The sequence below is a fragment of the Thermocrinis ruber genome (assembly GCF_000512735.1).
Classification (GTDB): domain Bacteria; phylum Aquificota; class Aquificia; order Aquificales; family Aquificaceae; genus Thermocrinis; species Thermocrinis ruber.
The window spans coordinates 112,529-137,697 of sequence record NZ_CP007028.1 but is presented as its reverse complement, the minus strand read 5'-3'; the positions used below and the strand labels follow the sequence as shown (position 1 = coordinate 137,697).

Below are 25,169 nucleotides of genomic sequence, written 5' to 3'. Positions count from 1 at the left end.
CCTCCTTCTTGAGTTTGGCTATATATTGTAAGCGGTAGGTCTTAGGCTCTCCTATGATTAACGTCAAGCTTAAAAATTTTTCCTTAAATCCGATTTCTAAAAAATGGAAGACCTTATAAGGAGGTGCAAGCTATGAGAGTAAACTTTAACTACGAAGCAGCATCCACACACACAGCCTATCTCGTCAATCAGAGGGAGATGGGCAAATCTCTGCTTAGGCTTTCTACTGGCATGAGGATTTTGGAGGCGTCCGACGACGCCGCAGGTCTGTTTATAGCAGACCAGCTTTCACTGGTTGCCACCGGTTTGCAAGAGGGCAACAGGAACATATCTACAGGTATATCTGCCCTACGGATCGCAGAAAATGCGTCCGGACAGATCTTTGACAGGCTAAAAGGCATCTACTCAAGGGCGGTAAGGGCAGCAAACGACATCAACGACCCCAACGCAAGGGCTGCCCTGCAGAGGGAAGTTGCCAACCTAATAGACGCCATCCAAAAGATCGGAACAGACACCGAATACAACGGCATCAAACTCCTTGATGGAACATTCCGGGACAAATACATCCACTACGGCGCAAGAATGGATCAGGTGGTGAATGTTTCCATAGCGGATGTGAGGGCTCAGAGCCTCGGTGCCCATATAGCGCAAGGTCTGGGTGCAACTTATACTTCTGGCGTAGCAGATTACGGTGGCACTTTGACTAACCTGCTCAATACAACACCTGGTAATGAAGGTGCTTTAGGCATTGCAGGTGCAGCAAATTTCAGGTTGGACAGTGGAGATTATGTAAGAATAAACGGCACAACGGTGTATCAGTATAGCGGAACACCCGAGCTTGTGGACGCCGCAAAGTTAGCAAAGAATATAAACGAAAATTCAAACCTAAAAGCAATAGGTATAGAGGCAAAGGCGGTTAATACAAGTGTGGCAAACGCTTACACCAGCCCTGTTACTGTTACTGGCACTCCAACAATTGGAGAAGCTAGAGTACACCTGAACTTCTACGTTGGCGATGGGACAAAGAATTTCACCATTAGTAATTTTGCAAGTGTGGATGTTTCAAGTGTAAATACCATGGGCTTGGACGAGCTCGTTTCCCAGATCAACTCCCAAGCCTCTGCCAATGGTGTGCCCATAGTCGCCATGAACGACGGCGGAAGACTAAAACTCGTCACCACCAACGGTGAAACCATTGCCATTGAGGCAGAAGTAGAGATAATTAACCCTGCTGACGATGGTGATATTGTAATTGATTATCGTCAGCTTTTGGAGGGTGCAAACATAATGTCAGTATCTCACGACTATACGGGCGCCACCAGCTATTCCGCAGCAGTGAAAGTGGGAAGGATCACCATAGCTGCCAACGAAACCTTCACCCTTGCTTACAGTGGTGTTTCAGGTACAGGCGAAGGCTTGAACTTTGATATAACTACCGGATCTTCCGCGATCTTCTCCAACCTCTACACCATAGACCTGTCTACTAACGCAGGAGCGGAACGTGCTCTGATGATCGTTTCCAAGGCACTGCAAAAGGTGGATACCGTCAGGTCTCAGATTGGTGCTGTTATGAACAATCTCCAATCTATATTTGATGCCCAAAAAGTGGCCTACGACAACACCAAGCAGGCGGAAAACGTAATAAGGAACACGGACTATGCAGAAGAAATGTCCAACTTCACATCACTACAGATAAAGATGCAATCCACAATAGCTATGTTGGCACAGGCGAACGCACTTCCTCAGCTGGTGCTCCAATTGCTCAGATAATGAACCTCCGGGGAGGTCTTTTCCCTCCCCCTTTGGAGAATAAACCATGAGGGTTGGAAGAGTAGACCAAAGCTTTGAATACGTGGATGTGAAATTAAACCAACAGCAAGTCCAGCCTATGGATGGGGCTTTGAGAAAGCTCCAAAAGGAGGTGGACCAGCAGGTTCAAGATGCACAGGAAAAAAGGGATATAAAGCCTGAAGAGTTGCAAAAGCTTATTGAGGAGGTAAAGAGGAAATTTGACATGCTCAGCAAATACCTTAAAATAGACATAGACCAAGAGCTTGAAATACCCGTGGTAAAGATCATGGAAAAGGATACCAACAGAGTTATAAGGCAGATCCCTCCTGAGTATCTTTTGGAGCTAATGAAACGCATAGATCAGCTTTTGGGTCTGCTGATGGAAAGGAAGGTTTAAAAATGGCTGGGGAAATATACTTTAGCAACTTGACTGGTAAGCTTGACTGGGGCTATATAGTGGACCAGCTTCTTCGCTTGAAGTCTTTGCCCCTTGAGAGAATGGCTAATGAGGCAAATCAGCTAAAGGCTAAGCAGGAGAGCCTTTCAAAGCTTGCAAACTCCATAGACGCCTTCAACAATCTCTTTTCAAACCTTTCGGTGGATGACTTTTTTAAATCAAAATCTGCAAACTCTTCCAACACCAATGTCCTGACAGCCACAGCCACTGCGGAAACACCAAACGTTACCCTTAACTTAAGCGTAATTCAGCTCTCTTCAAAGGAAGTTAGACTTTCCAAAGGGGGTGTTTCTGACCTTGGTTCCAACATAAGTTGGTCTGCTTTTACCATAACCTACAAAAAAGGTCCAAACCCAGAGGATGTGGAGACCTTTACCGTAGAGGGAGGGTCGGGCACCCTCAAAGACCTAGTGGATAAGATTAACAAATCTGCAGAAAGCAAAATAATAGCAAGCGTTTTTTACGATGGGAGCCAGTATAAGCTCATGCTTTCGGAAAAGGGCGAGGCTTTGTCTACCGTAGAAACGGATGCGAATGCAGGTACTTATGTTATCTCCACCTCCGGTTTGGTTATAAACGGTCAATCTGACCTTGACGATACACCTCTCCAACAGGCTAAAAACGCAAAGGTCCAAGTTGGGACCACAATCGTCCAAAGCCCCACCAACAGGATAGAAAACCTCTTGCCCGGTTTAACCCTTGAACTAAAAGCCACAGGAGATGCAACTGTGTCCATTGTAGATGACTATTCAAGGGTCAGGAACTTTTTTGCAGACTTTGTTGCCAAATACAACGCGGTGATTAAGCAGGTAAATGAGATGACAGACAAAGACAAGGGGCTATTTCAGGGAGACCAGATTATTACAGGTGTTAAAAACTCCCTTGCGGGCATGCTTGACCCCTTGTTTAAGTATGGCATAGTTAGCTACAACGAAGATGGAACCCTAACTTTCAACAGCTCTGCAATAGATGAACTGGCAAATAAAGACCCTCAGGAGTTAAGACGCTTGGTGGAGACCGTAAAAACCAACTATGGATCCTACTTGGAAAGGGCAAGGATAGACTTTCAGTCTTTCATAAGCGATTATCAATCCCGGATAGATAGATTGACCCAGAATATGGCAAAGTTTCGAGAACAACTCCTACAGGAAGAACAAAGGTTAAAGCTTGAGTTTTCAAAGGTAGAAATGTTCATGAACCAAGCCCAAGAAACGATGGACCGTATAAAGAACTTTATAGTATCCCTGTCGGAAATGCAAGGAGGTAGAAGATGATAAACAATCCCTATCTTGAAAACATGGTGGCAAACGCAAACCCAGTAAGGCTCGTTATAATGCTCTACGAAAAGGCTATAAACTGCCTTGAGAACGCCCTTGAGATAGGAGACACAGAAGACTTTGACATGCAAAAAAGCAAGTATGAGGAGATAGGAAGGGCTTTGGAAATAATAAGTGTGTTGGATGCAGTCCTTGATATGGAAAAGGGTGGAGAGATCGCAAAAAACCTAAGGGAAATATACAGATCTCTTACGGACGAACTGACCTACCAGATGCTAAAGGAAGACAAGGAAAGGTTGGAAAAGGTGATAAAAATTCTCAAAAACTTAAAGTCCGCTTGGGAGGAGGTGGAAAGGATCCATTATGGAAAAGCTCAAAAGGTTGCTCCTGGAGTGTGAGTTAGCCCTGAAGGAAAGGCAGATAGACATAGCCCTTGAAAAATTGCAGGAATTCTCTGAACTTTCCCTCGAAGGGCTAAAAAAGGAAGAACTAGAGGAAATTCTAAGATTGGTGGAGCATCTGATAGCCCTTGCAGAGGATTACAAAAACGCCTTGGCTCAGAGCCTTATAAACCTTAGAAAGTTCAAAGGAGTCTGAACTCAAGCTCGTACAACTCTCCTTTGTTCTGAACTGGTATGGTGCCAACCCTTCCTGTGATCACAAAAACCCTTCCGTCCCTTGTGCTTACCACCGATTGGATAGCCTCCACAAACTCACTTCCCCTCACCGTTTTGGAAAAGATCAAACTCTTCTTCTGTTCTCCCAACATCACCAGCTCACCACGGGAGAACTTAAGCACGTCGAGGAACTTGAGTATGGACCCCGCAGTGTTTTTGGGCACCAGGGCAAAGTTAAAGTTCAACACGCTTACCACGCCCGCCTTTGGATAAAAGACGAAGTTTCCCCTCCCTTCTACTGTCAACTCTACGCTGGCATAAGAACCATCAAAGCCCACCTCTGAAGAATAAACCTCTGAATCCCCTTCAAAAACTTTTAGCCTACCAGAGCTATCCACAAAAACCAGATAGTTTTTGTAATAGAAGGCAGAATCAATACGAAATCCCCGTGGCGCTAAAAAGGCGCCCGTCTCTCTTAGCTTATCTCCCTCCAAACTGAGCCTTACCACGTTGCCAAAACCTTTGCCAGTTTCAAACCTCTGCCCCAAAAAGGTCTCCTTTGGTCTTGACTTATCCAAGACACCAAAAAGATAGGGAACGTCCTTTACCACGGGCACAAAGACGCCACCCACCACCTTTAAAATCACCGAGCTTGCCTTGCCACCAGAAATCATGCTTACAAGTATGTAATCCCTCTTTTCCTCGCCCACCTTTGCGGTCGTGAGAGACACCGCCACACCGGCGGGCAGAGGATAGGAAGCCTTTAAAAGTATGTCCCTGGTTAAAATTTCATAGACCTCTACCCTGTTGGAGTAAAGAACCACCAAATATTCCCTTCCATCCCCAAAAACATCTCCCACATCCGCAGAGATGGGCAGTCCTGAAAATTGCTTAACAAACTTACCTCTAACCAGCAAGTTAAGGTCTTCTAAGCTTGCTCTTGGCATACTAAAGGTCTGTTTTTCAAAGAAGGCTACTGCAGAACCGTTAAACTCAACGCCGTAGCCCCTTTCAAACTCTTTTATCACATATTGGCAGTTTTTCCCCTTTTCCACCTTGGGAAAGGCTGAGCTAACCAAAAAGAAGCCCTCCTCGGAACCTTCAAAGCATACGCTCTTTATATCTACCCTTGCCCTGTCTCCAACCTTGACGTCCTTACCCTCTACCAGCCTTGCCACCGAAAAGTTCTGTCCCACTTCCTCCACCACTGCCCTTCCAACCTTCTCTAACTCTTTACCTAAAGATTGCTTGGTTACTGGGTGGATAATCTCCTTGCCCTCCCTAAAAAGCACGAGCTCCTCTCCCTTTTTTAGGTCCTTTACATCCACCAAAATCTTGTTTCCCTCTACCTTTAGCACATAGCCTTCCCTTCCAAAGAAGGCTTTTAAACTTTCCTTTAAGTCTTGGGAGAGGGCAATGGCGGAAAAGAGCATAAAAAGAACTATAAGCCTTCCCATATCTCCTCCAGTGAGTTTATTATAGCATCTGTCATCTGCTCAGTTCCCACCTTTATGCAACCCTCTGAGTATATGTCGGGAGTTCGGTAGCCCTTCTGTAGGGTAAGTTCCACTGCCCTCTCTATGGCACTCGCCAGCCTTTCCAAGTTAAAAGAATATCTCAGCATCATGGCGGTGGAGAGGATGGTTGCTATTGGGTTGGCTATGCCTTTGCCTGCAATGTCTGGAGCGGAGCCGTGCACTGGCTCATAAAGGGCGTATTTTTCCCCAAGGCTTGCGGAAGGTAGCATACCCAAACTGCCCGTTATAACTGCCGCCTCGTCGGAGAGGATGTCTCCAAAGATATTGCCCGTAACGATCACGTCAAAGGAGGATGGTCTTCTGACGATCTGCATGGCACAGTTATCCACGTAAAGGTGTTCCACCTCTACGTCCGGGTAGTTCTTTTTCTCCTCCTCTACAATGTCCCTCCAGAGACCGCTAACCTCAAGCACATTGGATTTATCCACGCTGGTTAGTTTTTTCCTCCTCTTGAGGGCAACCTCAAAAGCCTTTTTAACCACCCTTCTTATTTCGTCCTCTGTATATTTCATGGTGTTTATTCCCACCCTCTTTCCGTTCTCAATAAAGATGCCCCTTGGCTCTCCGTAATACACATCCCCCGTTAGTTCCCTTATTACTATGAAGTCTGTGCCTCTGGCTACTTCCTCTTTCAACGGTGATGCGGAGATGAGCGGTTCATAAACCTTGGCTGGTCTGAGGTTTGCATAGAGGTCCAAAGCCTTCCTTATTTGCAAAAGTCCCTTCTCGGGTCTTTTGGATGTGGGCAGGTTATCCCACTTGGGTCCACCCACCGCACCCAAAAGGACTGCGTCTGCCTTTAGGCAAAGTTCCAAGGTCTCCTGAGGTAATGGCTCGCCCTTTTGGTCTATGGCTATGCCACCGATCAAGCCCTCCTCAAACTCAAAGCTAACACCGGAGAGCTCTCCCAACCTTTTCAGAACCCTAAGGGCTGAATTTACGATCTCTGGACCTATTCCATCTCCCTTTAAAACTGCTATCTTGTAGACTGCCATTTAAAGAATTTTAGCATCTAAAAACTGAGGTTTGCAAGCATTGAAAGGTACCCAGTGGTCAAAAGCACACCCAGAATTATCAAGGCTAAGCCACCTACAAGTTCTACCACACCAAAGAACCTTCCAAAGCTCCTCACAAATCCCAAAAACAAGGAGAGTAAGCCTCCAGCCACCACAAAGGGAATACCCAAGCCCATGGAGTAAGAAAACAAAAGCATGGCACCCTGCGTGGCAGTCTCCTGTTGGGATGCATAAAGTAGAATGCTTCCAAGAACTGGTCCAATGCAGGGAGACCAACCAAAGGCAAAGAAAGTGCCTACTAAAAAGGCACCAAAGATGGGAATACCTCCGGCTTTTACCTCAAGCCTTTTTTGGGCGTATAGCTTTTCATGAACACCAAAGGCATACAAAAACAAAACTATCAGTACTATGCCAAGCAGGTCAAAGAGCAGTTTTTGGCTTACGGCGGAAAAAAGGTAAAGGGCTATTAAAAAGGCAGAAAAGCCAAGAATTTCCCTTAAAAAGTTCGGTCTCAAAAAGGCTCCCGCAAAGTGAAGACCAAAGAAAACCACCACACCGCCACCCACCTTGGCTATGAGGTCCTGGTAGCTTCTAAGAAACTGCCCCACAGTGGTGGCGGATGCCCCAAGGAGGGTAAAGACCAAGGAAAAACCAAGAACAAAGAGGATGGAAGCAAGAAATACCTTGAAGTTAAAGCCCTTGGGTTGTTCCTGCGCACCTACCACACCAGAAAGGTAAGAAAGATAGCCCGGGACAATAGGCAAAACGCATGGAGACAAAAAGGACAAAACGCCCGCAGTAAAGGCTATAAATAAAGAAACTTCACCCATTGAGGTTAAATATAACCATCTTGATTTCCGTATAGTCCTCTATGGCGTACTTTGGACCTTCCCTTCCTACACCCGAGAACTTGACGCCACCGTAGGGCATATGGTCTGCCCGGAAGTTGGGACCCTCGTTTATGAGTACTCCGCCCGCCTTTATGCCCTTTATAAAAGCCCAAGCGGTGTCTATACTTTGAGTAAACACACCCACCTGTAAGCCGTAGTCGGAGTCATTGACCAAGTTGATGGCTTCCTCCACATCTCTGTAAGGATTGACTACCACCACCGGTGCAAAGGCTTCCTCTCTAAAAAGCTTGGCATTTGGTGGAACAAGGCTAACCACCGTAGGTGCCAGAACACTAGAAACCTTATCACCGCAAGCAACACCCCCAGTTATGAGCTTTGAGCCCATCTGCAATGCCTCGTCTATCCAGCTTTGAATTCTTTCCACTTCAGCGGGAGAGATCATGGGACCCACATCGGTCCTCTCGTCCATAGGGTCTCCCACCCGGAGCTTTTCCACCTCGGAGGAGAGCTTTTGCAGAAACTCTTCAAACAGGTCTTCGTGGACAAAAACCCTCTGAACGGAGATGCAAACTTGCCCCGCTATGGCGTATCCACCAAGGACAGTTTTCTGGACAGCCTTTTGGAGGTCTCCATCCTTGTGCAAAACTATGGCGGAGTTGGAGCCAAGCTCAAGGACAAGCTTTTTTATTCCGCACTGTCTGGCTATTATTTCACCCACCTTCCTGCTACCCGTAAAGGAAACAACCCTCACATCCGGATGGGTGGTTATAACCTTGCCTACCTCTCCAAAGCCCGGTAGCACAGAAATGGCGGATGGTGGAAAGCCCGCCTCAAGGAGTATTTCTCCCAGCATCAGAGGGGTCAAAGGTGTCCTCTCGGATGGCTTTAGGATAACCGCATTACCCGCCGCCAGGGCAGGAGCAACCTTGTGCATAGAAAGGTTCAACGGAAAGTTAAAGGGTGTGATGGCACTTACTATGCCCACCGGCTCCCTTACATAAAAACCAAACTTTCCTCTTCCGTTGGGATGTGCATCTATGGGAATGACCTCGCCACCTATTCTTCTGGCTTCCTCCGCAGAAAAGAGGAGGGTCTGGATAGCCCTCTGAACTTCCGTCCTTGCCTCTCTTATGGTCTTTCCCACTTCCAAGACCAAGGTCCTTGCAAACTCTTCAGCCCTCTCCTCCAAGAGCTTGGCAGCTTTCATAAGCAAGTTGTACCTTTCGTAGGGTGTAAGCTTTGCCATCTCTTTTGCACCCTCTTTGGCAATTTCCACCGCCCTGAGGGCTTCCTCCTCCGTAGCAAAGCACACCTTGGCAACAGTCTCCTGAGTGTAGGGATACTTTATCTCCACTAGGTTATCTGTTTTTACAAACTCTCCACCCAAAATAAGCCTTTTCTCAATCATAGTGCTAAATTTTAATCCACACGAGGCTAGAAAGTGGCTATAATTTTTGAATGCCCTCTATAAAGCTTCCCAAAGAGTATCTACAAAAAGCGGTGGAGCTTTTGCTCAAAAAGGGCTTTCAAAAAAGGGATGTCCCAAACGCCTACGCCAGCTTTACCGATGGCAAGGCTTACATTACCCTTTATCCTTCGGGCAGTGTGCTACTTCAGGGGGATTATCCCGAAAGCTTGAAGGATGAGATTTTGGCTTTGGTGCGAGCGGAGGGTATTCTGGTGGGTTGCGACGAGGCGGGCAAGGGGGATGTTTTTGGTCCCTTGGTGGTCTGCTGTGCCCTAATTAGACCGGAGAACTTTCACAAGGTCCTTGAGTTAGCACCAAAGGATTCAAAAAAGATCCAAGACGGAGAGCTTTTCAAAAAACTTCCCATGTTAGAAAGGTACGTAGAGTTTTACTGCAAGGTTTTGGAACCTCTGGAGCTAAACCGCCTCCACAGCGAGGGAAAAAACCTAAACAGGATTTTAGATTGGGCATACAGGGAGCTGATAAAAGAAATACTTTCCAAGGAGCCCTCCGCCAAGATCACGGTGGATGCTTATTCCCACCGAAGTCCCTTTGGCAGTTTGGTATCCTTTGAACACAAAGCGGAGGAAAAGGTGGAGGTTGCCTGTGCCAGCATGAAGGCAAGGGCTGAGTTTTTAAGGTGGCTGGAAAAACACAATCTACCAAAGGGGGCAAGCAAAGAGGCAATGGAGCTTGCAAGAAAAATAAAGGATAAGGAAAGGTATCTAAAGGTTTTCTTTCTTTCTTAGCTTAATTCTGTCAAAGGTCTCGTAAAGAACGGGCAGTAGGAACAAGCTGAGTGGAAGACCGGTAAAGATACCACCTATAACCACCAAAGCTAAGGGCTTTCTTAACTCTGCACCGGCGGTAAGCCCCAGGGCTACGGGCAACAGTGCGGAAACTATGGTTACGGTGGTCATCAGAATGGGTCTTAGCCTTTCCCTTCTTGCCTGAAGGATGGCTTCCCTTGTTTGGAGTCCTTCCTTCCTAAGCTGGATTATTCTCTCAATGAACAGCACCGCGTCCCTGACTATGATCCCAACCAACAGTATCACGCCAAAGTAGGAGGGAACGCTCAAAGAGGTATTTGTAAGTATCAAGAGACCAAAGGCACCCATAACCGCCAAGGGCACCATCACGAGCACCGTAAAGGGATGCCTGTAGCTCTCAAAGAGGGATGCCAAAACCATATAAACGCCCACCAGAGCAAAGATGAGGGCAAAGCCTAGCCCTTGGAAGGAACGGGCAAACTCCTTTGCCTGACCGGTTGCCTCAAAGGTATAACCGGGAGGAAGGTTAGCCCTGAGCCATCCTTCAAGCTCCGCCACCGCATCCGCCAAAGACTTTTCGCCAGAAAGGTTGGCAAAGAAGGAAAAAGAATACTGCCTGTTGTATCTGTTTAGCACCTGATAGCCGGTGGTTTCTTGTATCTCCACCACCTCCGTTAAGGGCACCAGCTCACCTCTGAAGTTCTTCAAATAGACCTTTTTTAGGTTTTCTATGTTTTGAACAAACTCGGGGACCGCCTTTACGTAAAGTTTGTAACTCTCAGAACCCAGCTCGTAGGTACCCAGCTGGAATTTACCGAAGAGGACATTAAGGGTGTTGGAAATCTGCTCCACGCTCAGCCCAAGGTCTGCCAGTTTTTCCCTCTTTACCTTCACATGCACTTGAGGTTCGTTTAGTCTCAGGTCCGTGTCTACGTCCCTGTAGCCTTGCCTTCCTCTGAATTCTGCTATTAATCTTTCCGAGATCCTTTGAAGTTCCTCTATGTCCGGACCCTTTATTACATACTGCAGGTCCACCTGCCTACCGCCCGCAGGACCTATAATGCCCGCAGACTCCACACTTACCCTGATGTCCCTTATCTTTGCCAGCTCCCTCCTCATCATCTCCATCACTTCCCTCTGGTGGGGTCTTTTACTCCTATCCACTAGATAGACAAAGGCTAAACCACCATTGAGGGTGGGCCTGCCAGCTACACCCTGTCCCATAGCCAAGCCAAAACGATCCACATAATGATTTTTCCTGATAACTTCCTCTACCTCCCTGGTTTTTTGCTCCGTATATTCAAAGGAGGAACCTACGGGCGTTTCAAACCTTACCAAAAACCTCCCCTCATCCACAAGAGGAAAGAACTCCTTTTTTACCATTCTCAAAAACTGAAAACCAACTAACACGCTTACAAGAGAAAGACCCACCACCACCAACTTGTGCTCCAAGGACCACCTCAAAAGCTTGTCAAAGAAAGCCTCAAAGCGGGCGTAAGCCCTCGTAAATGGGTTTTCTTCTCCTACCTTGTCCACCAGACGGGCAACAGCCATAGGCGTAAAGCTTATGGCCACCAAGTAGGAGAGGGCTATGGCTACGATCAAGGTTAAAGCAAAGCTCCCAAAGAGTTTGCCCACCACTCCCTTCAGGAACACTATAGGAATGAACACGATCACCAAAGAGGCGGTGGATGCAAGGAGGGCAAACACCACCACACGGGTCCCTTTTATTGCGGACTCCATGGGCGATAGCCCTTCTTCCTTTCTCCTTCTGTATATGCTCTCTAACACCACTATGGCGTCGTCTATGACTATACCCACAGCCACCGCAAGGGCAAGCAACGTAAAGGTGTTCAAAGACTGCCCCGTTTGGTACAGGAAAAAGACCGTTCCCAAAAGGGTTATTGGTATGGCAAATATGGGCACGAGGGTTAGCCTTAAGCTTCCGAGGAAGAAATAGACTACCACCGCAGTTAAAAGGCTTCCTATGATGATCTCCTCTATGGCTGCCTTGACGCTGTCCTTGACGAAAACGCTTGAGTCAAAGGTAATGTCCATACGCATGCCGGGGGGAAGTTGCCTGTTCCAATACTCCATTCTTTGCTTAACCTTTTCTGCGGTCGCCACCGTGTTGGTTTTTGACTGCTTGTATATGATGAGGGCAACCGCCTGCTCTCCCATGAACCTTGCCATTCCTCTCTTTTCATCCTCTCCGAACTCCGCATAGCCCACATCCCTGAGTTTCAGGTTTGGAGTGATGGCGATTTCTTCAAGCTCCTTTGCATCCTTTGCCTTGCCGTAAAGCCTTATTATGTATTCTCTCTCTTTGCCGTAGATGGCGCCCGCGGGTGCGTCCAGATGGTTTTTGGCGATAGCTTCTATTACATCCTGGATGGAGAGATTCCTTGAGTATAGTTTCTGTGGGTCTATCCTAACCCACATTACATTGTCCCTAAAGCCCCCCAAATCCACCTGCCCTACGCCATCTATCCGTTCAAAATCCCTTTTTATGACCTTGTCCGCCCAGTAGGCTAAGGTCTGATAGTCTGCAGTTTTTGAGTGAAGTAGAATGGCTAATATTGGCGCCAAGGATGTATCCACCTTTCTGACCACGGGCGGGTCCACACCCTCCGGGAGCCTTCTCATAGCCCTTTGAACCGCATCCCTAACCTCCTGCGCTGCCACGTCTATATCCTTCTCAAGGGAGAAGGTAATGATGATCCGAGATATACCGGAAAAACTCTGAGAAGTTATGGCTTCTATACCGCTTATGGTGGATATTTGGTCCTCTATTACCCTCGTTACGTTCACATCCACCACGCTTGGGTCTGCCCCCGGGTAGGTGGTTACTATTGAAACAGTAGGAAAATCCACATCGGGCAATCTGTCTATGGGAATGTTTCGCAGTGAATAAAGACCCAAGAGGATAAAGGAGATCATAAACATCCAGGAGGTGACGGGTCTAGTTATGAAAAATTTATACATAGGGCTATTATAACCAACCGACCAGTCGGTATATTAGATTTCTATGAGCTTTAACACCTCCTCCAAAACCGGTGGTAAGCTTATGGGCTGTTGGCATACCTTCATGGCGGTGTCTGGGTCCTTTAGTCCATTGCCCGTCAGGGTGCATACCACCACCTCACCCCCTTTAAAGAACCCTTCCCTGCAGAGCTTTATTAACCCCGCCACCGATGCGGCGGAGGCAGGCTCGCAGAAGATCCCCTCCTTTGAAGCCACCAACTTGTAGGCGTAGAGTATTTCGTCGTCGCTAACCGCATCAATGAGCCCTCCCGATTCCCTTGCAGCTTGCAGGGCGGATTGCCAGCTGTAGGGATTTCCGATCTTTATGGCGGTGGCTATGGTTTGTGGGTTTTTTATTGGGTAGCCCTTCACTATGGGCGCAGCACCCTCCGCTTGCCATCCCATCATCTTGGGCAGTTTTTCAATTTTTCCCCTTTGGTAATACTCCTTGTAGCCCTTCCAGTAGGCGGTGATGTTGCCCGCGTTGCCAACGGGTATAAAGTGATAATCGGGTGTAAAGCCAAGGGCATCGCAGACCTCAAAGGCTCCCGTCTTTTGTCCCTCAATACGGTAGGGATTTACAGAATTTACCACCTCCACCGGCAAAATCTCCCCAAGCTTCCGGACAATCTCCAAAGCGTCGTCAAAGGTACCCTGAATGGCAATCACCTGTGCTCCATAGATCACCGCCTGGGAGAGCTTTCCCAACGCTACCGCACCCTTCGGCAAAAGCACATAAGCCTTAAGACCAGCCTTTGCAGCGTACGCAGCGGCAGAAGCGGAAGTGTTCCCCGTAGATGCGCAAATAACTGCCTTCTTTCCTGCCTCCACCGCCTTGGAAATAGCCAAGGTCATGCCCCTGTCCTTAAAGGAACCTGTAGGGTTTAGCCCCTCGTACTTTAAAAATATCTCCCCTTTAAAGCCAATCTCCCTTGCCAAGTTTTGGGCGTGCACCAGGGGAGTGTTTCCCTCATAGAGGGTGATGATGGGAGTGTTCTCATTCACTGGCAGGTATTCTCTGTAATGGTGTATGATACCTTTCCAATAATCCATGAGCAAGCTACACAATAATTATAACCCGGAGGCTGTTCTAAAAATCCCTTGTTGGGACCGTCCCCCCAGCCTCTAAGGGAACTAACCTACTCCTCACCCTATCCCACAACCCTTCCACCAACACTGGCTTCAGAGGGGAAAGGTCCCTTGGTAAGACCTTTCCAAGAATAGGGAAGAGGAGGGCTACCTTCAGAACTTGCCAAGCACTTTGAAGGGTAGTTTTTGCCACCCTTCCCTGCTTGGGATTCCTTCCATTGGCTCCCTCACAGGAGCTTGGCTCACTCTGAAGGCTTTGTATGAGATTGATTAATAGCTTTCTTGCATTCTCTACACTCCTTAGTTCGCTTTTTAGTGCGTTTTTCTTGTATTCGTTGCTTTCCTTCTCTGTAAGTTCTCTAAGTTCCTCTTCCCTTTTTTCATACCTCTTTAGGGCAAACTCTAAATATGCTTTGTCTTTTAGCAGCCTTTCGTAATTCTCAGGCATGTCCTCTTTAAAGCCCAGTGCCCTTCTTCCTATCACATAAGCACCCGCTACGTCTTTGTCTATGTGCAACTGTGGTGCATACTTTAGCATGCCTATGATTGATGTATAGGCAGGATTGACCTCTATCACTTCCACTCCCTTTAACATTGCTACCCTTTTTAGCTTTTGCAAAAACTTTTTGGCGTTCCACTGATGAAGTCTTTTTCTTAACTCAGCTTTCCCATCTCCACGCATTCCTTTTTTGAGTTTCTTTAGGTTTTCTATTGCTATTGCTTTACCTTTCTGAATGGCTAAATCTACTATCCGATGGGCTAATATCCACTCCTGATGGTCTTTGCTGTTTTGAGAAAGTCCTAAAAGGTGGTGTAAGCTGATTGTTTGATAGCTTAGTAGTTCTCCAGTTTTTGACACTTCCGCTATGGCTAAGTGTATGGGTGATGCGTTTATGTCTATGGCTATTACTCCGTTCTCTTTTGTGTGTTTCACTTTAGGCATTGGGATTTCAAAGGATACACTCCCATAAATCTCTCCATCTCTTAGCTTTAACTCCACTGTATAGGCAAAGTAGTTTTTTGTTTGCCAGCTTTCTAAAAGCATAGCCATAAAGGTGAGCCACTTGTCTTTGCTGTTGCTGGGTTCTCTTAACACTTTGGCGTAGATAAACTCTCTGCTTCCTGTGGTAATTCTTAGATGCAGTTTTCCATTCAGTTCCGTAAACCTGAGTAGTAGATTACCCTGTGCGGTTTTATGTTTTGAACCTATGGCAATCAATGTTCCCTGTCTTAATTCTCTCCATTGTTTTTTAAGTTTTTCCCTTGCTTTCCCTGTAAGGTGGTTTTTACAGAGTTTTTCAAAAAGTCTTTTGCTTCCAAACACCACTGGTTTATCGGTGGGATATTGTTTAGCTTTGTAAATGGCTGAGTCAATGTATCTTGTTGGCAACTCAGGAAATAGCTGTCTTAGTCTGTGGTATATTTGGGCGTGTGGATTTTTTGTTTTCTCTTTTTCCAACTCCTTTAGCATGTTGTATGCAACTCGGATGGCGGAGGATTGCTTGCGCATTAGCTTTATGAGTTTTTCTTTGTCTTCCTTTTTCATTTCAAGCTTGAACTGTAAGCTAACAAACATTAAGCTTAGATTTTAGCCTTAAAACTCTTGTGTGTCAATGGGTTCTGTGATAATATTGTCCTAATGGCTAAGCCCCTTTTGGTTTTGAGCAAAACCCACCAACTGAAGGCCCTTTTAAGAAGGACAAGCCTACATACCGTCTGCGAAGAATCCCGATGTCCCAACATCTCTCAATGCTTTGGCTCCGGCACTGCCACCTTTATGATCCTTGGAAATCAATGCACGAGGGCTTGCAGTTTTTGCAACTTAAAGAGGGGAAATCCGGAACCCCTGGACCCAGAGGAGCCCTACCGCCTTTTGGAAGCGGTTAAGACTTTAAACCTCAGGTATGTGGTAATCACCTCCCCCACCAGGGATGACCTGGAGGATGGTGGAGCAGGACAGTTTGCCAAATGCATAAGGGTCTTAAAGGAAAACATCCAGAACATCAAGGTGGAGGTTCTTGTGCCCGATTTTGGTGGCTCTCACCAAGCTTTAAAAACTGTCCTCTTGGCGGAGCCCGATGTGTTAGCCCACAATGTGGAAACGGTACCAAGACTATATCAGAGGGTCAGAAAGGGTGCGGATTATCAAAGAAGCTTAGAACTTTTAAAAAGGGCAAAGGAACTCAACCCAAACATCATAACCAAGTCTGCCCTCATCCTGGGCTTTGGAGAAAGGGAGGAAGAGATCGTGGAAGTTATGAAAGATCTAAGAAGGGTAGGGTGTGATGTGTTAACCATTGGGCAGTATTACCAACCTTCCAAGAGGCATCACCCAGTGGTTAAGCTTTACACCCAAGAGGAGTTTGAAAGGTTAAAAGAGATTGCCCTCAGCCTGGGCTTTAGCCATGTCTTCAGTGGTCCCAATGTTAGAAGCTCCTATATGGCAGAGAGAGTGTTTTATAATTATCTCTAATGGTAAGCTTAGAGATTGATTACATCTACTTCGCAGAGTTAGAAATGCTTCTGAACTATGGAGTGGGCTATCCCAACTTTATAATTTCCCTGAGGGAGAGGATCCATCAGGAGGGTTTGGAAGAAAGCCCATACGTGATCAAGGCAGACAGAAAGCTATTTCAAAACGTACACAGGTTCATAGAGCTCATGGAATCCAGCGATGAGCCCTTGGAGGACGATGAAAGCCAGCCCATAGAAAAGTGGTGGTGGCATTTGCACAAGGTTGCCAAGGGCAAATATCCGAGCCTAAAACTAAAGGAATATCTAAGGGAAATTTATAGAAAAAGGAGAAAGCACTGGAGACAAAAAAGCAGAGAAAACCACCTTCTGCTGGAGCATCTAAAGAGCAAGCCCAAGTATCTTTCCTTCCTATGGAAGAGATAAAAAGGCTCAGGGCTGAAATTGATGTTATAGATGAAGAAATACTAAAGCTACTCAATAAAAGGGCTAAGCTTGCCAAGTCCATTGGAGAAATAAAAAAACAGCTCAACTTGGAGATCCATTCACCCGAAAGGGAGAGGGAGGTTATAGATAGGCTGGTAAAACTGAACAAGGAGCTCTATGGAGAAGAGTTTCCTTCAGAAGCGGTAAAGCATGTCTTTAGGGAGATTATGTCCGCGTGCCTCTCTTTGGAAAAAGAGCTAAGGGTTGCATACCTTGGACCAAAGGCAACCTTTACCCATCAAGCGAGCTTGGAACACTTTGGACTTTCTGCCTATTATATACCCGTTCCCACTATAAGGGATGTCTTTGTGGAGGTTGAAACGGAAAGGGTAGATTACGGCGTGGTTCCGGTGGAAAACACCACAGAAGGAGTAGTCAATTACACCTTGGACATGTTCTTAGAATTTAGCGTAAAGATCGTAGGGGAGGTGGTAATACCCATAAAACTGCACCTTCTTTCAACGAGCAGAAGCTTGGAGGAGATAAAGGAGGTCTATTCCCATAGACAGGCACTTGCCCAGTGCAGAAACTGGCTTGAAAAGAACCTACCTCATGCCAAGCTAATAGAGACCGACAGCACCGCAAGGGCTTGCGAGATCGTTCTGGAAAGGGAAGGAAGCGCTGCAATAGCCAGCGAGGTTGCCTCCTACACCTATCACCTAAACATACTGGCGGAAAACATTCAAGATAACCTCAGCAACTACACACGCTTTTTGGTGCTTGGCAAAAGGGATATGAAAAGAACGGGCAAAGATAAAACCAGCATTCTCTTTGCGGTCAGGGATGAGGTAGGAGCCCTTTATAAAGCCCTGGAGAGTTTTTACAAATACGGAGTAAATCTTACAAAGATTGAATCAAGACCATCAAAGAAAAAGGCTTGGGATTATGTCTTTTTTGCGGACGTGGAGGGACACATTGAGGACGAGAATGTGAGGTTAGCCCTTGAGATGCTAAAAGAGAGAACCCAGATGGTAAAGGTATTAGGCTCTTACCCTAGGGCTATCACCGAAGAGGGCTAACTCTCTGAGCATCCTTCTTTTGTGCTCTTCACCCAAGGCAGGCTCAAGGTAAACACCATCCAGCCTTAAGCCCACTGGCGTGCCCTTTTTTGAATACTCCAAGACCAGATAGGTTAACTTTGAAAGCTTATCCTCTAAGCCACCATCCACCATATCCAAGCTTAGAACCACCGGCGGGCTCTCCTCCGCCAAAAAGTCCTTAACGTAGAGCTTTCCAACCTTTGCGGACAACTTCCAGTGGATAAGCTTTACGGGTTCCCCCATATACTCCCTGACGGAATGAAGATGCTCATAACCCCTTCTTCTTCCAACGGTTAGCCATTCTCCCCTTTGCAAACCCTCCACCCTTATATTCTTTGAAACAGCTATAGGGTAAGGATAGACCATCAAGTTTACGGGAACATCCATGTAGAAGAACCTCTCAAAGAGCCCCACGGGAAAGGAGGAGGAAACCTTAACGGATATTTTGTCATAGTAGCCCCTTCTTGGAAACTTTAAGGTTATAAAGCCCACCTCCTCCTTTTTCAGAATGGGAAAGAAAGCCCTTGAGCCCTGTGCCTCCACCGAAAGGCTAAAGGAGGGAAATCTCTTTTGATTTTTTAGGATGAGTTTAAAGTTCTCAGCCCTTTGGGCAAAAACCTCCTTGGGTGGTATGAGCTCAAGGCTCAAACCCTTCAGGTTGTAAAGGGAAAGCATGCCCGAGAGTAGCATAAAGGAGAGCAAAAAGGAGACCACCAAATAGAGCAGATTGTTGGAGGTATTTACCGCGGATACGCCAAGGAATATGGTCACCCCTGTGAAAAAGACGCCCGCCCTATTGACCTTGACCCTGTACCTTTGAACCATCCTTAGCAAAATAGGAGAGCATCTCTATGGGCAATGGTATAAGAACCGTGTTTCCGGGCTTTGAGACCACGTTCTGTATGGTTTCTAAGTATCTTAGCTGGAGGGCTAAAGGCTGAGATGCAAGGATTTGGGCTGCGTCTGCCAATTTCTGCGCTGCTTGGTATTCTGCCTCTGCGGTTATGATCTTTGCCCTCCTTTCCCTTTCTGCCTCCGCCTGCCTTGCCATAGCACGCCTTAGCTCCTCCGGAAGGTCAATCCTTTTGAGCTCCACCGCTACAACCTTTACACCCCAAGGGTCCGTTTGCCTGTCTATGATCTCCTGAAGCTGTAAGTTTAGCTTTTCCCTCTCCGAGAGAAGTTCATCCAGCTCCACCGCACCGCAGACGCTCCTGAGGGTAGTTTGGGCTATCTGGGAGGTGGCATAAAGATAATTTTCCACCTCTACGATTGCCCTTACCGGGTCCACTACCCTAAAATAAACCACCGCATCCACGCTAACAGACACATTGTCCTTTGTGATGATATCCTGGGTGGGCACATCCAAAGTGACAGTCCGGAGGTCCACCTTTACCATTCGGTCTATTATGGGAATCAGTATAAAGAGACCCGGTCCCTTGGCACCTATTACCCTTCCCAAACGGAATATAACCGCCCTTTGATACTCGGGCACTATCCTTAGGGAAGCAGCCAAAAAGATAACCACCAGTATGGCTATTACTATGAGTGGTGAAAAATCCATGACTAAACCTCCCAAAATTTTTAAAGCCTCTCCCCCAAAGATGGAAAGGAGGACAATAACTATAAAAATTATAAAAGGTATAAGATCAAGGATGCCCTTCATTTCAAACCTCCGTTCCGCCCAAGGTTAAGGACTTGACCCTTATGGTAGGTTGGGCATCTGATACGGGTACCCCCTGTCCGTCTTTACCGCAGGTGCCAATGCTCCAGCCCAAGTCCCATCCTACTCCGTCCACATCCTGAAGAACCTTTGGACCATTGCCGATCAACGTAGCAGACCTTATGGGATAGGTGATCTCTCCGTTCTCTATCATATACCCCTCCATGATCTCAAAGACAAAGTCTCCGGTCACCGTATTCACTTCCCCTCCACCCATCTTAACCACATAAACACCTTTCTTTGTATCCCTTATTATATCCTCCGGGTTGTCCTTACCGGCAGCTATGTAGGTGTTGGTCATACGCACCATGGGTATGTGGGCGTAGCTTTGCCTTCTGCCGTTTCCTGTGGAGCTTTTACCCTCCTTCATAGCGCTTAGCCGATCATACATATATCCCACCAAGTAGCCCTTATCTATAAGAACTGTCCTTTGGGAAGGCACCCCTTCGTCATCCACCACAAAGTGTCCATTCTTTCCTACGAGAGAGCCATCGTCTATGACTGTGATCAACTCACTGGCCACCTTCTGCCCCAGCTTTCCCTTATACACAGAGAGCCCCTTTTGTACAAGGTCTGCCTCTAAGCCATGTCCAACAGCCTCGTGGATCATGGTTCCTCCCGCCTCTCCAGAGAGCACCACGGTAAATTGCCCCGCAGGGGCAGGCTTCGCAGAGAGCATCAAAAGGGCCCTCTTGGCGGACTTTTCCGCCACCAGCTCTGGGGGTGTTTCCTCAAAAATTTCAAAACCCTTTGTGCCACCTACAGACTCATAACCCCTCTGCAAGGTGTTTCCGTCGCTCGCCACCACCTCCACAAAAAAGACTACCCTCTTTTGTAGGTCCTCCGCCCACTCACCAAAGGAGTTTATTATCATTATGTCCCGGGTTTTGTCCATAAGGACTGCGAGCACTTGCTTTATCTTATCTCCGTAGCTCCTTGCCTTCTGGTTAGCCCTGTGCAAAAGCTCCGCCCTGTAGCTAAGGCTCATTTCATCCGGGTCTATAAGAGTTAAAGTCCAGCCCTTTATGTGCCTTTTACCTATGGCTACGGGTCCATGCCCCTGCCCCCTTGCCAAGGTCTTTGCAATCTCCAAAAGGTTTTCGTAGGTGATCTCCGTGGTGTAGCCATAATAGGTTTTCCCTCCCTTTATTAGCCTTATACCAACACCCTCTTCTTCTCCCCACTGAACCTTGTCAATCTTGTTGTCTTCTAATTGCATCCGGCAGGTGCGGGACCGCTCATAGAAGATCTCTCCATACTCTCCACCCTGGGAAAGTAGGTTAGAAAGTATATAGCCCGCCTTTTCCTTTATAAGTTCCTTTGCGCTCACGACCAATACCTCCCAAAGGTTTCTAAGGGTATGTTGGGCTCTGGGTTTATATCCTCTGGAGCGGTAATACCCCTTTTGAACCTCTCTATGCCCGCATAGGCAATCATCACCGCGTTATCGGTGGATAGCCTTGGATGGGGTATGTATGCGGAGATTATGCCCTTTTCTGTGAGCTTTTGAAATCTTTCCCTGAGCTCACTGTTAGCAGAGACGCCCCCTACCACAGCAACCCTCTTTACACCCGTGAGTTCTACTGCCTTCAGGAGCTTTGCCTCTAAAACGTCCAAAACCGCCCGCTGAAAGGATGCAGAAAGGTCCTCTTTGGAATAGTTCCCACCTTCTACGATCTTTCGTACTGCAGTCTTTAGCCCACTGAAGGACATGTTCAGGCTAGGATCATCAATCATCGGCCTGGGCAGTGGATACTTGGGCTCTCCCTGCCTTGCCAGACGGTCAATTATGGGACCTCCCGGGTATCCAAGTCCCATGAGCCTTGCCACCTTGTCATAACTTTCACCCACTGCGTCGTCCAAGGTGCCACCCAAGAACCTGTATTTACCAAATCCTTCCACCAGGTAAAGGTCCGTGTGCCCTCCAGAAACCACCAAAGCCAAAAAGGGCTCTTCAATGGGTCTTTCCACAAAGACAGAGTATATGTGTCCTTCTAAGTGATGGACGGGCACTAAGGGCTTTTTCAGGGTATACGCCAAAGCCTTTGCAAAGGACACACCCACCACCAAAGACAGGATCAGTCCAGGGGTAAGGGTAAAGGATATGAAATCTACCCTCTTTAGGTCAAAGCCAGTTCTGTCTAAAAGAACCTTAAGCAAGGGTAAAAGGTTCTTGGTGTGCTCTCTTGCGGAGAGTTCTGGGACCACTCCCCCGAACTGCTCGTGCACCTTTGCCTGAGATAGCAGAACCTCCCCTATAATACCTTCCTTATCTGAGTATATGGCCAGTGCAGTCTCGTCGCAGGAGGTTTCCACCGCCAAGGTAATCATAGGTTAGCCACCCTTTTGAGGGCTTGCCCGGACCTTATAAGTTCTATTGCCTTGCTCAGCTGGGGATCCTTCTCGGGAAGAAGTATCAATCCACTCTTGCCCTCCAATTTTTTCTGCCTTATGGCTTCTTGTAGTGCCTCTTCCTGCTTTTCGTCCATCGCTACCTGAACATCTGGAACTATGCCCCTGTTGTGGATGAGCCTACCCAAGGGTGTGTAGTAATAGGCTACTGTTAGCTTCAAGGCAGAGCCATCCTCCAAGGGTATTATGTTCTGAACAGAAGCCTTGCCAAAGGACTTTTCACCCAGTATGATCGCCCTTTTGTAGTCTTGGAGGGCACCCGCCACGATCTCGGAGGCACTGGCAGAACCCTTGTTTATGAGAACTATTACCGGAAGATTGTCGGGCACCACAGGCTTCCTTCTGGCAAAGTATTTTTGAGTTTCTCCGTTCCTGCCTCTTGTATAAACCACCAACTTACCCTCGGGGAGGAAAAGGCTTGCCACATTAACCGCCTCGCTGAGAAGCCCACCCGGGTCGTTCCTCAGGTCAAGGATAATACCTTTAACCCTTTTGGAGGTCAGTTCTTTAAGGGCCTTTTCCACCTGAACGCCAACATTTTCGTTAAACTGGGATAGCTTTATGTAACCCACATCTCCCAAGGTGGTCCACCTTACGCTCTCAATCTTTATAAGAGCCCTCTCAAGCTCTATCTTCATAGGTTTTTCCATTCCCTTCCTGTGTATGGTCAGCTGAACCTTTGTACCCACCTTTCCCCTTATCCTTTGCACCACATCTATAAGGCTCATGTTGGAGGTGTCCTCACCATCTATCTCAAGGATCACATCTCCGGGCTTTATGCCTGCTTTGAAGGCGGGCGTTCCCTCAATGGGCGATATTACAACAGGCCTTCCCTTTTCCATGCCGATCTCAATGCCCACACCACCAAACTCACCCTCCGTCTCCTGCCTGAAGCTCTCGTACTGTTTAGGAGTGAAAAAGGTGGAGAAGGGGTCCAGGGATTTGGTCATTCCGTTCAAGGCACCATATATGAGATCCTTTGTACTTACCGGTTCCACATAGTTTTCCTTTATGATTCGGAGAACATCGGTGAACATTCTTAGGTATTTGTATTCGTCCTCAGACTGCTTACCCTGGGAGGCAAAGCCAACTATAAAGCCAAGGGCAAAGGTAATTAAGGCTACACCAAAGATCTTAAATCTGTTCAGAGTACCCATGCTTTATAAAATATAACACCTACATCACCCCTGTATATTACTTTTTCACCGCCTCCGTTTCTTCAAGGTATCCCCTCAACACCACATAGCCCACCAGCCAATTGCCGTACCTCGGGAATATCAAATTCCTTTTTTCAAAGTTAAGGGTTCTGCCAATGCTGTCCAAAAGCATGCCACCCGCATAAAGATTATCCACACTGAAAACATCCTTTACTTTTTCTATCTGCTTTTTAGCCTTGTCCCTGAGCTCAGGCTTTAGCTTTGAAAGGTCAGGATTTAAAACTCTGTCTGTATTTTTAGGAATCGTCAGCGTGAAGTTTCTTATATCCGAACTGCTAAGCTTAACATAAGCCTCTTCAACCTGCCCCGGCTTTTGAAGAGTAGTTATAGCCCAAACTATGCCACCCACCAAGAAAACGTTCTGCCTGTTTAGATAAGCAGGGTTCTTTTGGGCTTCCCTTTTGAGCACAGGCTCCACCTCTTTACTCAAAACCTCCACCAACTCCGTTCTGAAATCTTTACCCTTGCTTGCCCTCTCCGTCAGGCTCACAGTCCCATAAGGAATTTCAAAGCTCCTCACGTTTATGGAGCCTCCCACATTTTCAAGGTATCCTATCTTTGTGTTTCCACTGCCTACATCCACAAAGATGGAGTTATAAAAATACTTGGGCGGAACAGCCCCCGCAATACCAAAAAGCACCTCATCCTTAACCGTCAAAAACTCCAACTTATAACCCGTGAGTTCCTCCACCCTTTTTGCCAACTCATCCCTGTTTTTCACCGAGGATATAGCACTACTTGCCACCACAAAAATGTTATCCCCGGGCACACCCCTTTCCTTTAGCTTTTCTATCAAAGTCTTAACCGCCTGTGCAGTTTCCTCTATACCATCCTTAGAAAAAGCTCCCGTCTCTTTTACCCCAGCTATTATGGTGGTGTTTATGCTTTCCCTAAAGACCTCCTGCAGGTCATAAAACTCATCCCCCTTAAGACCAATCCTGTAAGCCTGAGCCTTCACACCCTTTGACCCAATCTCCACACCACCGTATACAGCCACCCTTTGCTTTTCAAGTTCTTGTATATCAGAGAGGACTTCCTTAGCCTTCCCTTCCGCACCGATGGATTTATACAGATTATAGGCACGAGTGAGGTAATCTTTGGCAGTCTTTTTGTTTCCCTTGTCTTTGTATAGCCAACCAAGATAGTGATATGCCACAGCCTCCCAGTATTTATCACCAACCTTTTTTACACCCTCAAGACCTTCCAGAATATATTTTTCCGCCTTTTCGTAATCTTTCATTCTTCTGTATAACTCCCCAAGGTTAAGTTTCCACATAGAAGCTCTGTGATAATTCCCATACCTTTCTTCTACTTCTATCGCCTTTTGGAAGTATTCCACAGCCTTTTGATAGTTGCCTTTATTGCCATAGATAATAGCAATATTGTTGTAAGTGGTAGCTTTTTCTTTTTCGTCTGTTTTCAACCTTAAAGATTCTTCATAAAAGTCTAAAGCTTTATCTAATTCACCTTTTCTATCGTATATCACAGCGATGTTATTCAGGACTGACGCTTGCATGCTTTTGTTTCCCAAATCTCTTGCCAGACTTAGGCTTCTACTATAGTAAAGAAGTGCATCGTCCAAGTAGCCCATTCTATCGTAAATCAATCCAATTTGATTGTAGATATACATCAAGTCTTCTTTGTTTGAAGTTAAGCTTTCTGCCCTTTTCATATGCTCTAAAGCAAGTTTAAACTCTCCCACCATTCTATAGCTTATTCCCAAGCAATAATGTGCGTCTATGTTGTTTGGATACTTTTGAATAGCCCTCTTTCCAGCCTCTATAGCCCTTCTGTAGTCTCCAGCTTTATGGAAGTTATAGCACGCATCCACTTCTGGCTGGGCAAAGGCAAAGTTTTCAAAGGCAAAAAGGCTGAGGATGATGAAAAGAAGGCTTATTGCTCTTTTCATTGTTTAACCTCC

Annotated in this window: 22 protein-coding genes; 9 read left to right on the top strand and 13 right to left on the bottom strand. The window is 46.7% G+C overall.

Annotated elements, in window-relative coordinates:
• The first annotated feature begins 132 nt into the window (after window positions 1-132).
• Genes THERU_RS00735 through THERU_RS00715 form a run of 5 tightly spaced genes read left to right on the top strand, consistent with a single transcriptional unit; the run spans window position 133 to window position 4,122 of the window.
• Window positions 133-1,770 (top strand): flagellin N-terminal helical domain-containing protein, encoded by a 1,638-nt coding sequence (locus tag THERU_RS00735; RefSeq protein ID WP_038531942.1) that lies wholly within the window; start codon window positions 133-135, stop codon window positions 1,768-1,770.
• Window positions 1,771-1,816: 46 nt separating this feature from the next.
• A complete protein-coding gene (locus THERU_RS00730) occupies window positions 1,817-2,188 on the top strand; it encodes a flagellar protein FlaG (RefSeq protein WP_025305369.1) in 372 nt (123 codons plus the stop codon).
• Between the two features lie 2 nt (window positions 2,189-2,190).
• The gene (gene fliD, locus THERU_RS00725) at window positions 2,191-3,522 is read left to right on the top strand and encodes a flagellar filament capping protein FliD (protein WP_025305368.1); all 1,332 of its coding nucleotides are present in this window, start codon (window positions 2,191-2,193) and stop codon (window positions 3,520-3,522) included.
• A complete protein-coding gene (gene fliS / locus THERU_RS00720; RefSeq protein ID WP_025305367.1) occupies window positions 3,519-3,923 on the top strand; it encodes a flagellar export chaperone FliS in 405 nt (134 codons plus the stop codon). The genes fliD and fliS overlap by 4 nt, the downstream gene beginning before the upstream one ends.
• Window positions 3,889-4,122, top strand: a complete 234-nt coding sequence (locus THERU_RS00715) for a hypothetical protein (protein WP_025305366.1) — start codon at window positions 3,889-3,891, stop codon at window positions 4,120-4,122. The genes fliS and THERU_RS00715 overlap by 35 nt, the downstream gene beginning before the upstream one ends.
• Here the strand turns inward: THERU_RS00715 and THERU_RS00710 are convergent.
• From THERU_RS00710 to THERU_RS00695, 4 genes are read right to left on the bottom strand one after another with little or no spacing between them, the layout of a single operon-like run.
• Window positions 4,109-5,599, bottom strand: a complete 1,491-nt coding sequence (locus tag THERU_RS00710) for a hypothetical protein (RefSeq protein ID WP_025305365.1) — start codon at window positions 5,597-5,599, stop codon at window positions 4,109-4,111. The two genes, THERU_RS00715 and THERU_RS00710, sit on opposite strands and share 14 nt — an antisense overlap.
• Complete coding sequence (leuB, locus tag THERU_RS00705; protein WP_025305364.1) at window positions 5,584-6,675, bottom strand: 3-isopropylmalate dehydrogenase; 1,092 nt, start codon at window positions 6,673-6,675, stop codon at window positions 5,584-5,586. Before leuB ends, THERU_RS00710 begins: the two co-directional genes overlap by 16 nt.
• Before the next feature lie 17 nt (window positions 6,676-6,692).
• Window positions 6,693-7,526: a cytochrome c biogenesis CcdA family protein gene (locus THERU_RS00700; RefSeq protein ID WP_025305363.1), complete on the bottom strand. Its 834-nt coding sequence runs from the start codon at window positions 7,524-7,526 to the stop codon at window positions 6,693-6,695.
• Window positions 7,519-8,955: an aldehyde dehydrogenase family protein gene (locus THERU_RS00695; protein ID WP_025305362.1), complete on the bottom strand. Its 1,437-nt coding sequence runs from the start codon at window positions 8,953-8,955 to the stop codon at window positions 7,519-7,521. Before THERU_RS00695 ends, THERU_RS00700 begins: the two co-directional genes overlap by 8 nt.
• 50 nt (window positions 8,956-9,005) lie before the next feature.
• Between THERU_RS00695 and THERU_RS00690 the strand changes: the two genes are divergently transcribed.
• On the top strand, window positions 9,006-9,764 hold the full coding sequence (locus tag THERU_RS00690; protein ID WP_025305361.1) for a ribonuclease H family protein: 759 nt from the start codon (window positions 9,006-9,008) through the stop codon (window positions 9,762-9,764).
• On the opposite strand, the gene THERU_RS00685 is transcribed toward THERU_RS00690, so the two are convergent.
• Genes THERU_RS00685 through THERU_RS00675 form a run of 3 tightly spaced genes read right to left on the bottom strand, consistent with a single transcriptional unit; the run spans window position 9,741 to window position 15,474 of the window.
• Complete coding sequence (locus THERU_RS00685; RefSeq protein WP_025305360.1) at window positions 9,741-12,770, bottom strand: efflux RND transporter permease subunit; 3,030 nt, start codon at window positions 12,768-12,770, stop codon at window positions 9,741-9,743. The two genes, THERU_RS00690 and THERU_RS00685, sit on opposite strands and share 24 nt — an antisense overlap.
• A 33-nt stretch (window positions 12,771-12,803) precedes the next feature.
• On the bottom strand, window positions 12,804-13,862 hold the full coding sequence (gene thrC / locus THERU_RS00680) for a threonine synthase (protein ID WP_025305359.1): 1,059 nt from the start codon (window positions 13,860-13,862) through the stop codon (window positions 12,804-12,806).
• 37 nt (window positions 13,863-13,899) lie between these two features.
• Window positions 13,900-15,474, bottom strand: coding sequence for an IS200/IS605 family accessory protein TnpB-related protein (locus THERU_RS00675; RefSeq protein WP_025305358.1), 1,575 nt, complete (start codon window positions 15,472-15,474; stop codon window positions 13,900-13,902).
• 63 nt (window positions 15,475-15,537) lie between these two features.
• Here THERU_RS00675 and lipA point away from each other — a divergent pair, with 63 nt between their 5' ends.
• The 3 genes from lipA to pheA are packed head-to-tail and all read left to right on the top strand — an operon-like array spanning window position 15,538 to window position 17,875.
• Entirely contained in the window at window positions 15,538-16,371 is an 834-nt protein-coding gene (gene lipA / locus THERU_RS00670; protein ID WP_025305357.1) for a lipoyl synthase, read from the top strand.
• Complete coding sequence (locus THERU_RS00665; protein WP_025305356.1) at window positions 16,371-16,796, top strand: hypothetical protein; 426 nt, start codon at window positions 16,371-16,373, stop codon at window positions 16,794-16,796. The genes lipA and THERU_RS00665 overlap by 1 nt, the downstream gene beginning before the upstream one ends.
• Window positions 16,784-17,875: a prephenate dehydratase gene (pheA, locus tag THERU_RS00660; protein WP_025305355.1), complete on the top strand. Its 1,092-nt coding sequence runs from the start codon at window positions 16,784-16,786 to the stop codon at window positions 17,873-17,875. The genes THERU_RS00665 and pheA overlap by 13 nt, the downstream gene beginning before the upstream one ends.
• On the opposite strand, the gene THERU_RS00655 is transcribed toward pheA, so the two are convergent.
• The 6 genes from THERU_RS00655 to THERU_RS00630 form a co-directional block, all read right to left on the bottom strand.
• Window positions 17,837-18,721, bottom strand: coding sequence for a DUF58 domain-containing protein (locus THERU_RS00655; RefSeq protein WP_025305354.1), 885 nt, complete (start codon window positions 18,719-18,721; stop codon window positions 17,837-17,839). The genes pheA and THERU_RS00655 overlap by 39 nt on opposite strands.
• Window positions 18,690-19,460, bottom strand: a complete 771-nt coding sequence (locus THERU_RS00650; protein ID WP_156916215.1) for a slipin family protein — start codon at window positions 19,458-19,460, stop codon at window positions 18,690-18,692. The genes THERU_RS00655 and THERU_RS00650 overlap by 32 nt, the downstream gene beginning before the upstream one ends.
• Before the next feature lie 103 nt (window positions 19,461-19,563).
• The gene (locus tag THERU_RS00645; RefSeq protein WP_025305352.1) at window positions 19,564-20,949 is read right to left on the bottom strand and encodes a TldD/PmbA family protein; all 1,386 of its coding nucleotides are present in this window, start codon (window positions 20,947-20,949) and stop codon (window positions 19,564-19,566) included.
• A complete protein-coding gene (gene tsaD, locus THERU_RS00640; RefSeq protein ID WP_025305351.1) occupies window positions 20,946-21,950 on the bottom strand; it encodes a tRNA (adenosine(37)-N6)-threonylcarbamoyltransferase complex transferase subunit TsaD in 1,005 nt (334 codons plus the stop codon). The genes THERU_RS00645 and tsaD overlap by 4 nt, the downstream gene beginning before the upstream one ends.
• Window positions 21,947-23,188, bottom strand: a complete 1,242-nt coding sequence (locus tag THERU_RS00635; RefSeq protein ID WP_038531934.1) for a S41 family peptidase — start codon at window positions 23,186-23,188, stop codon at window positions 21,947-21,949. The genes tsaD and THERU_RS00635 overlap by 4 nt, the downstream gene beginning before the upstream one ends.
• Before the next feature lie 37 nt (window positions 23,189-23,225).
• Window positions 23,226-25,157, bottom strand: coding sequence for a tetratricopeptide repeat protein (locus THERU_RS00630; RefSeq protein WP_025305349.1), 1,932 nt, complete (start codon window positions 25,155-25,157; stop codon window positions 23,226-23,228).
• Window positions 25,158-25,169 lie beyond the last annotated feature (12 nt).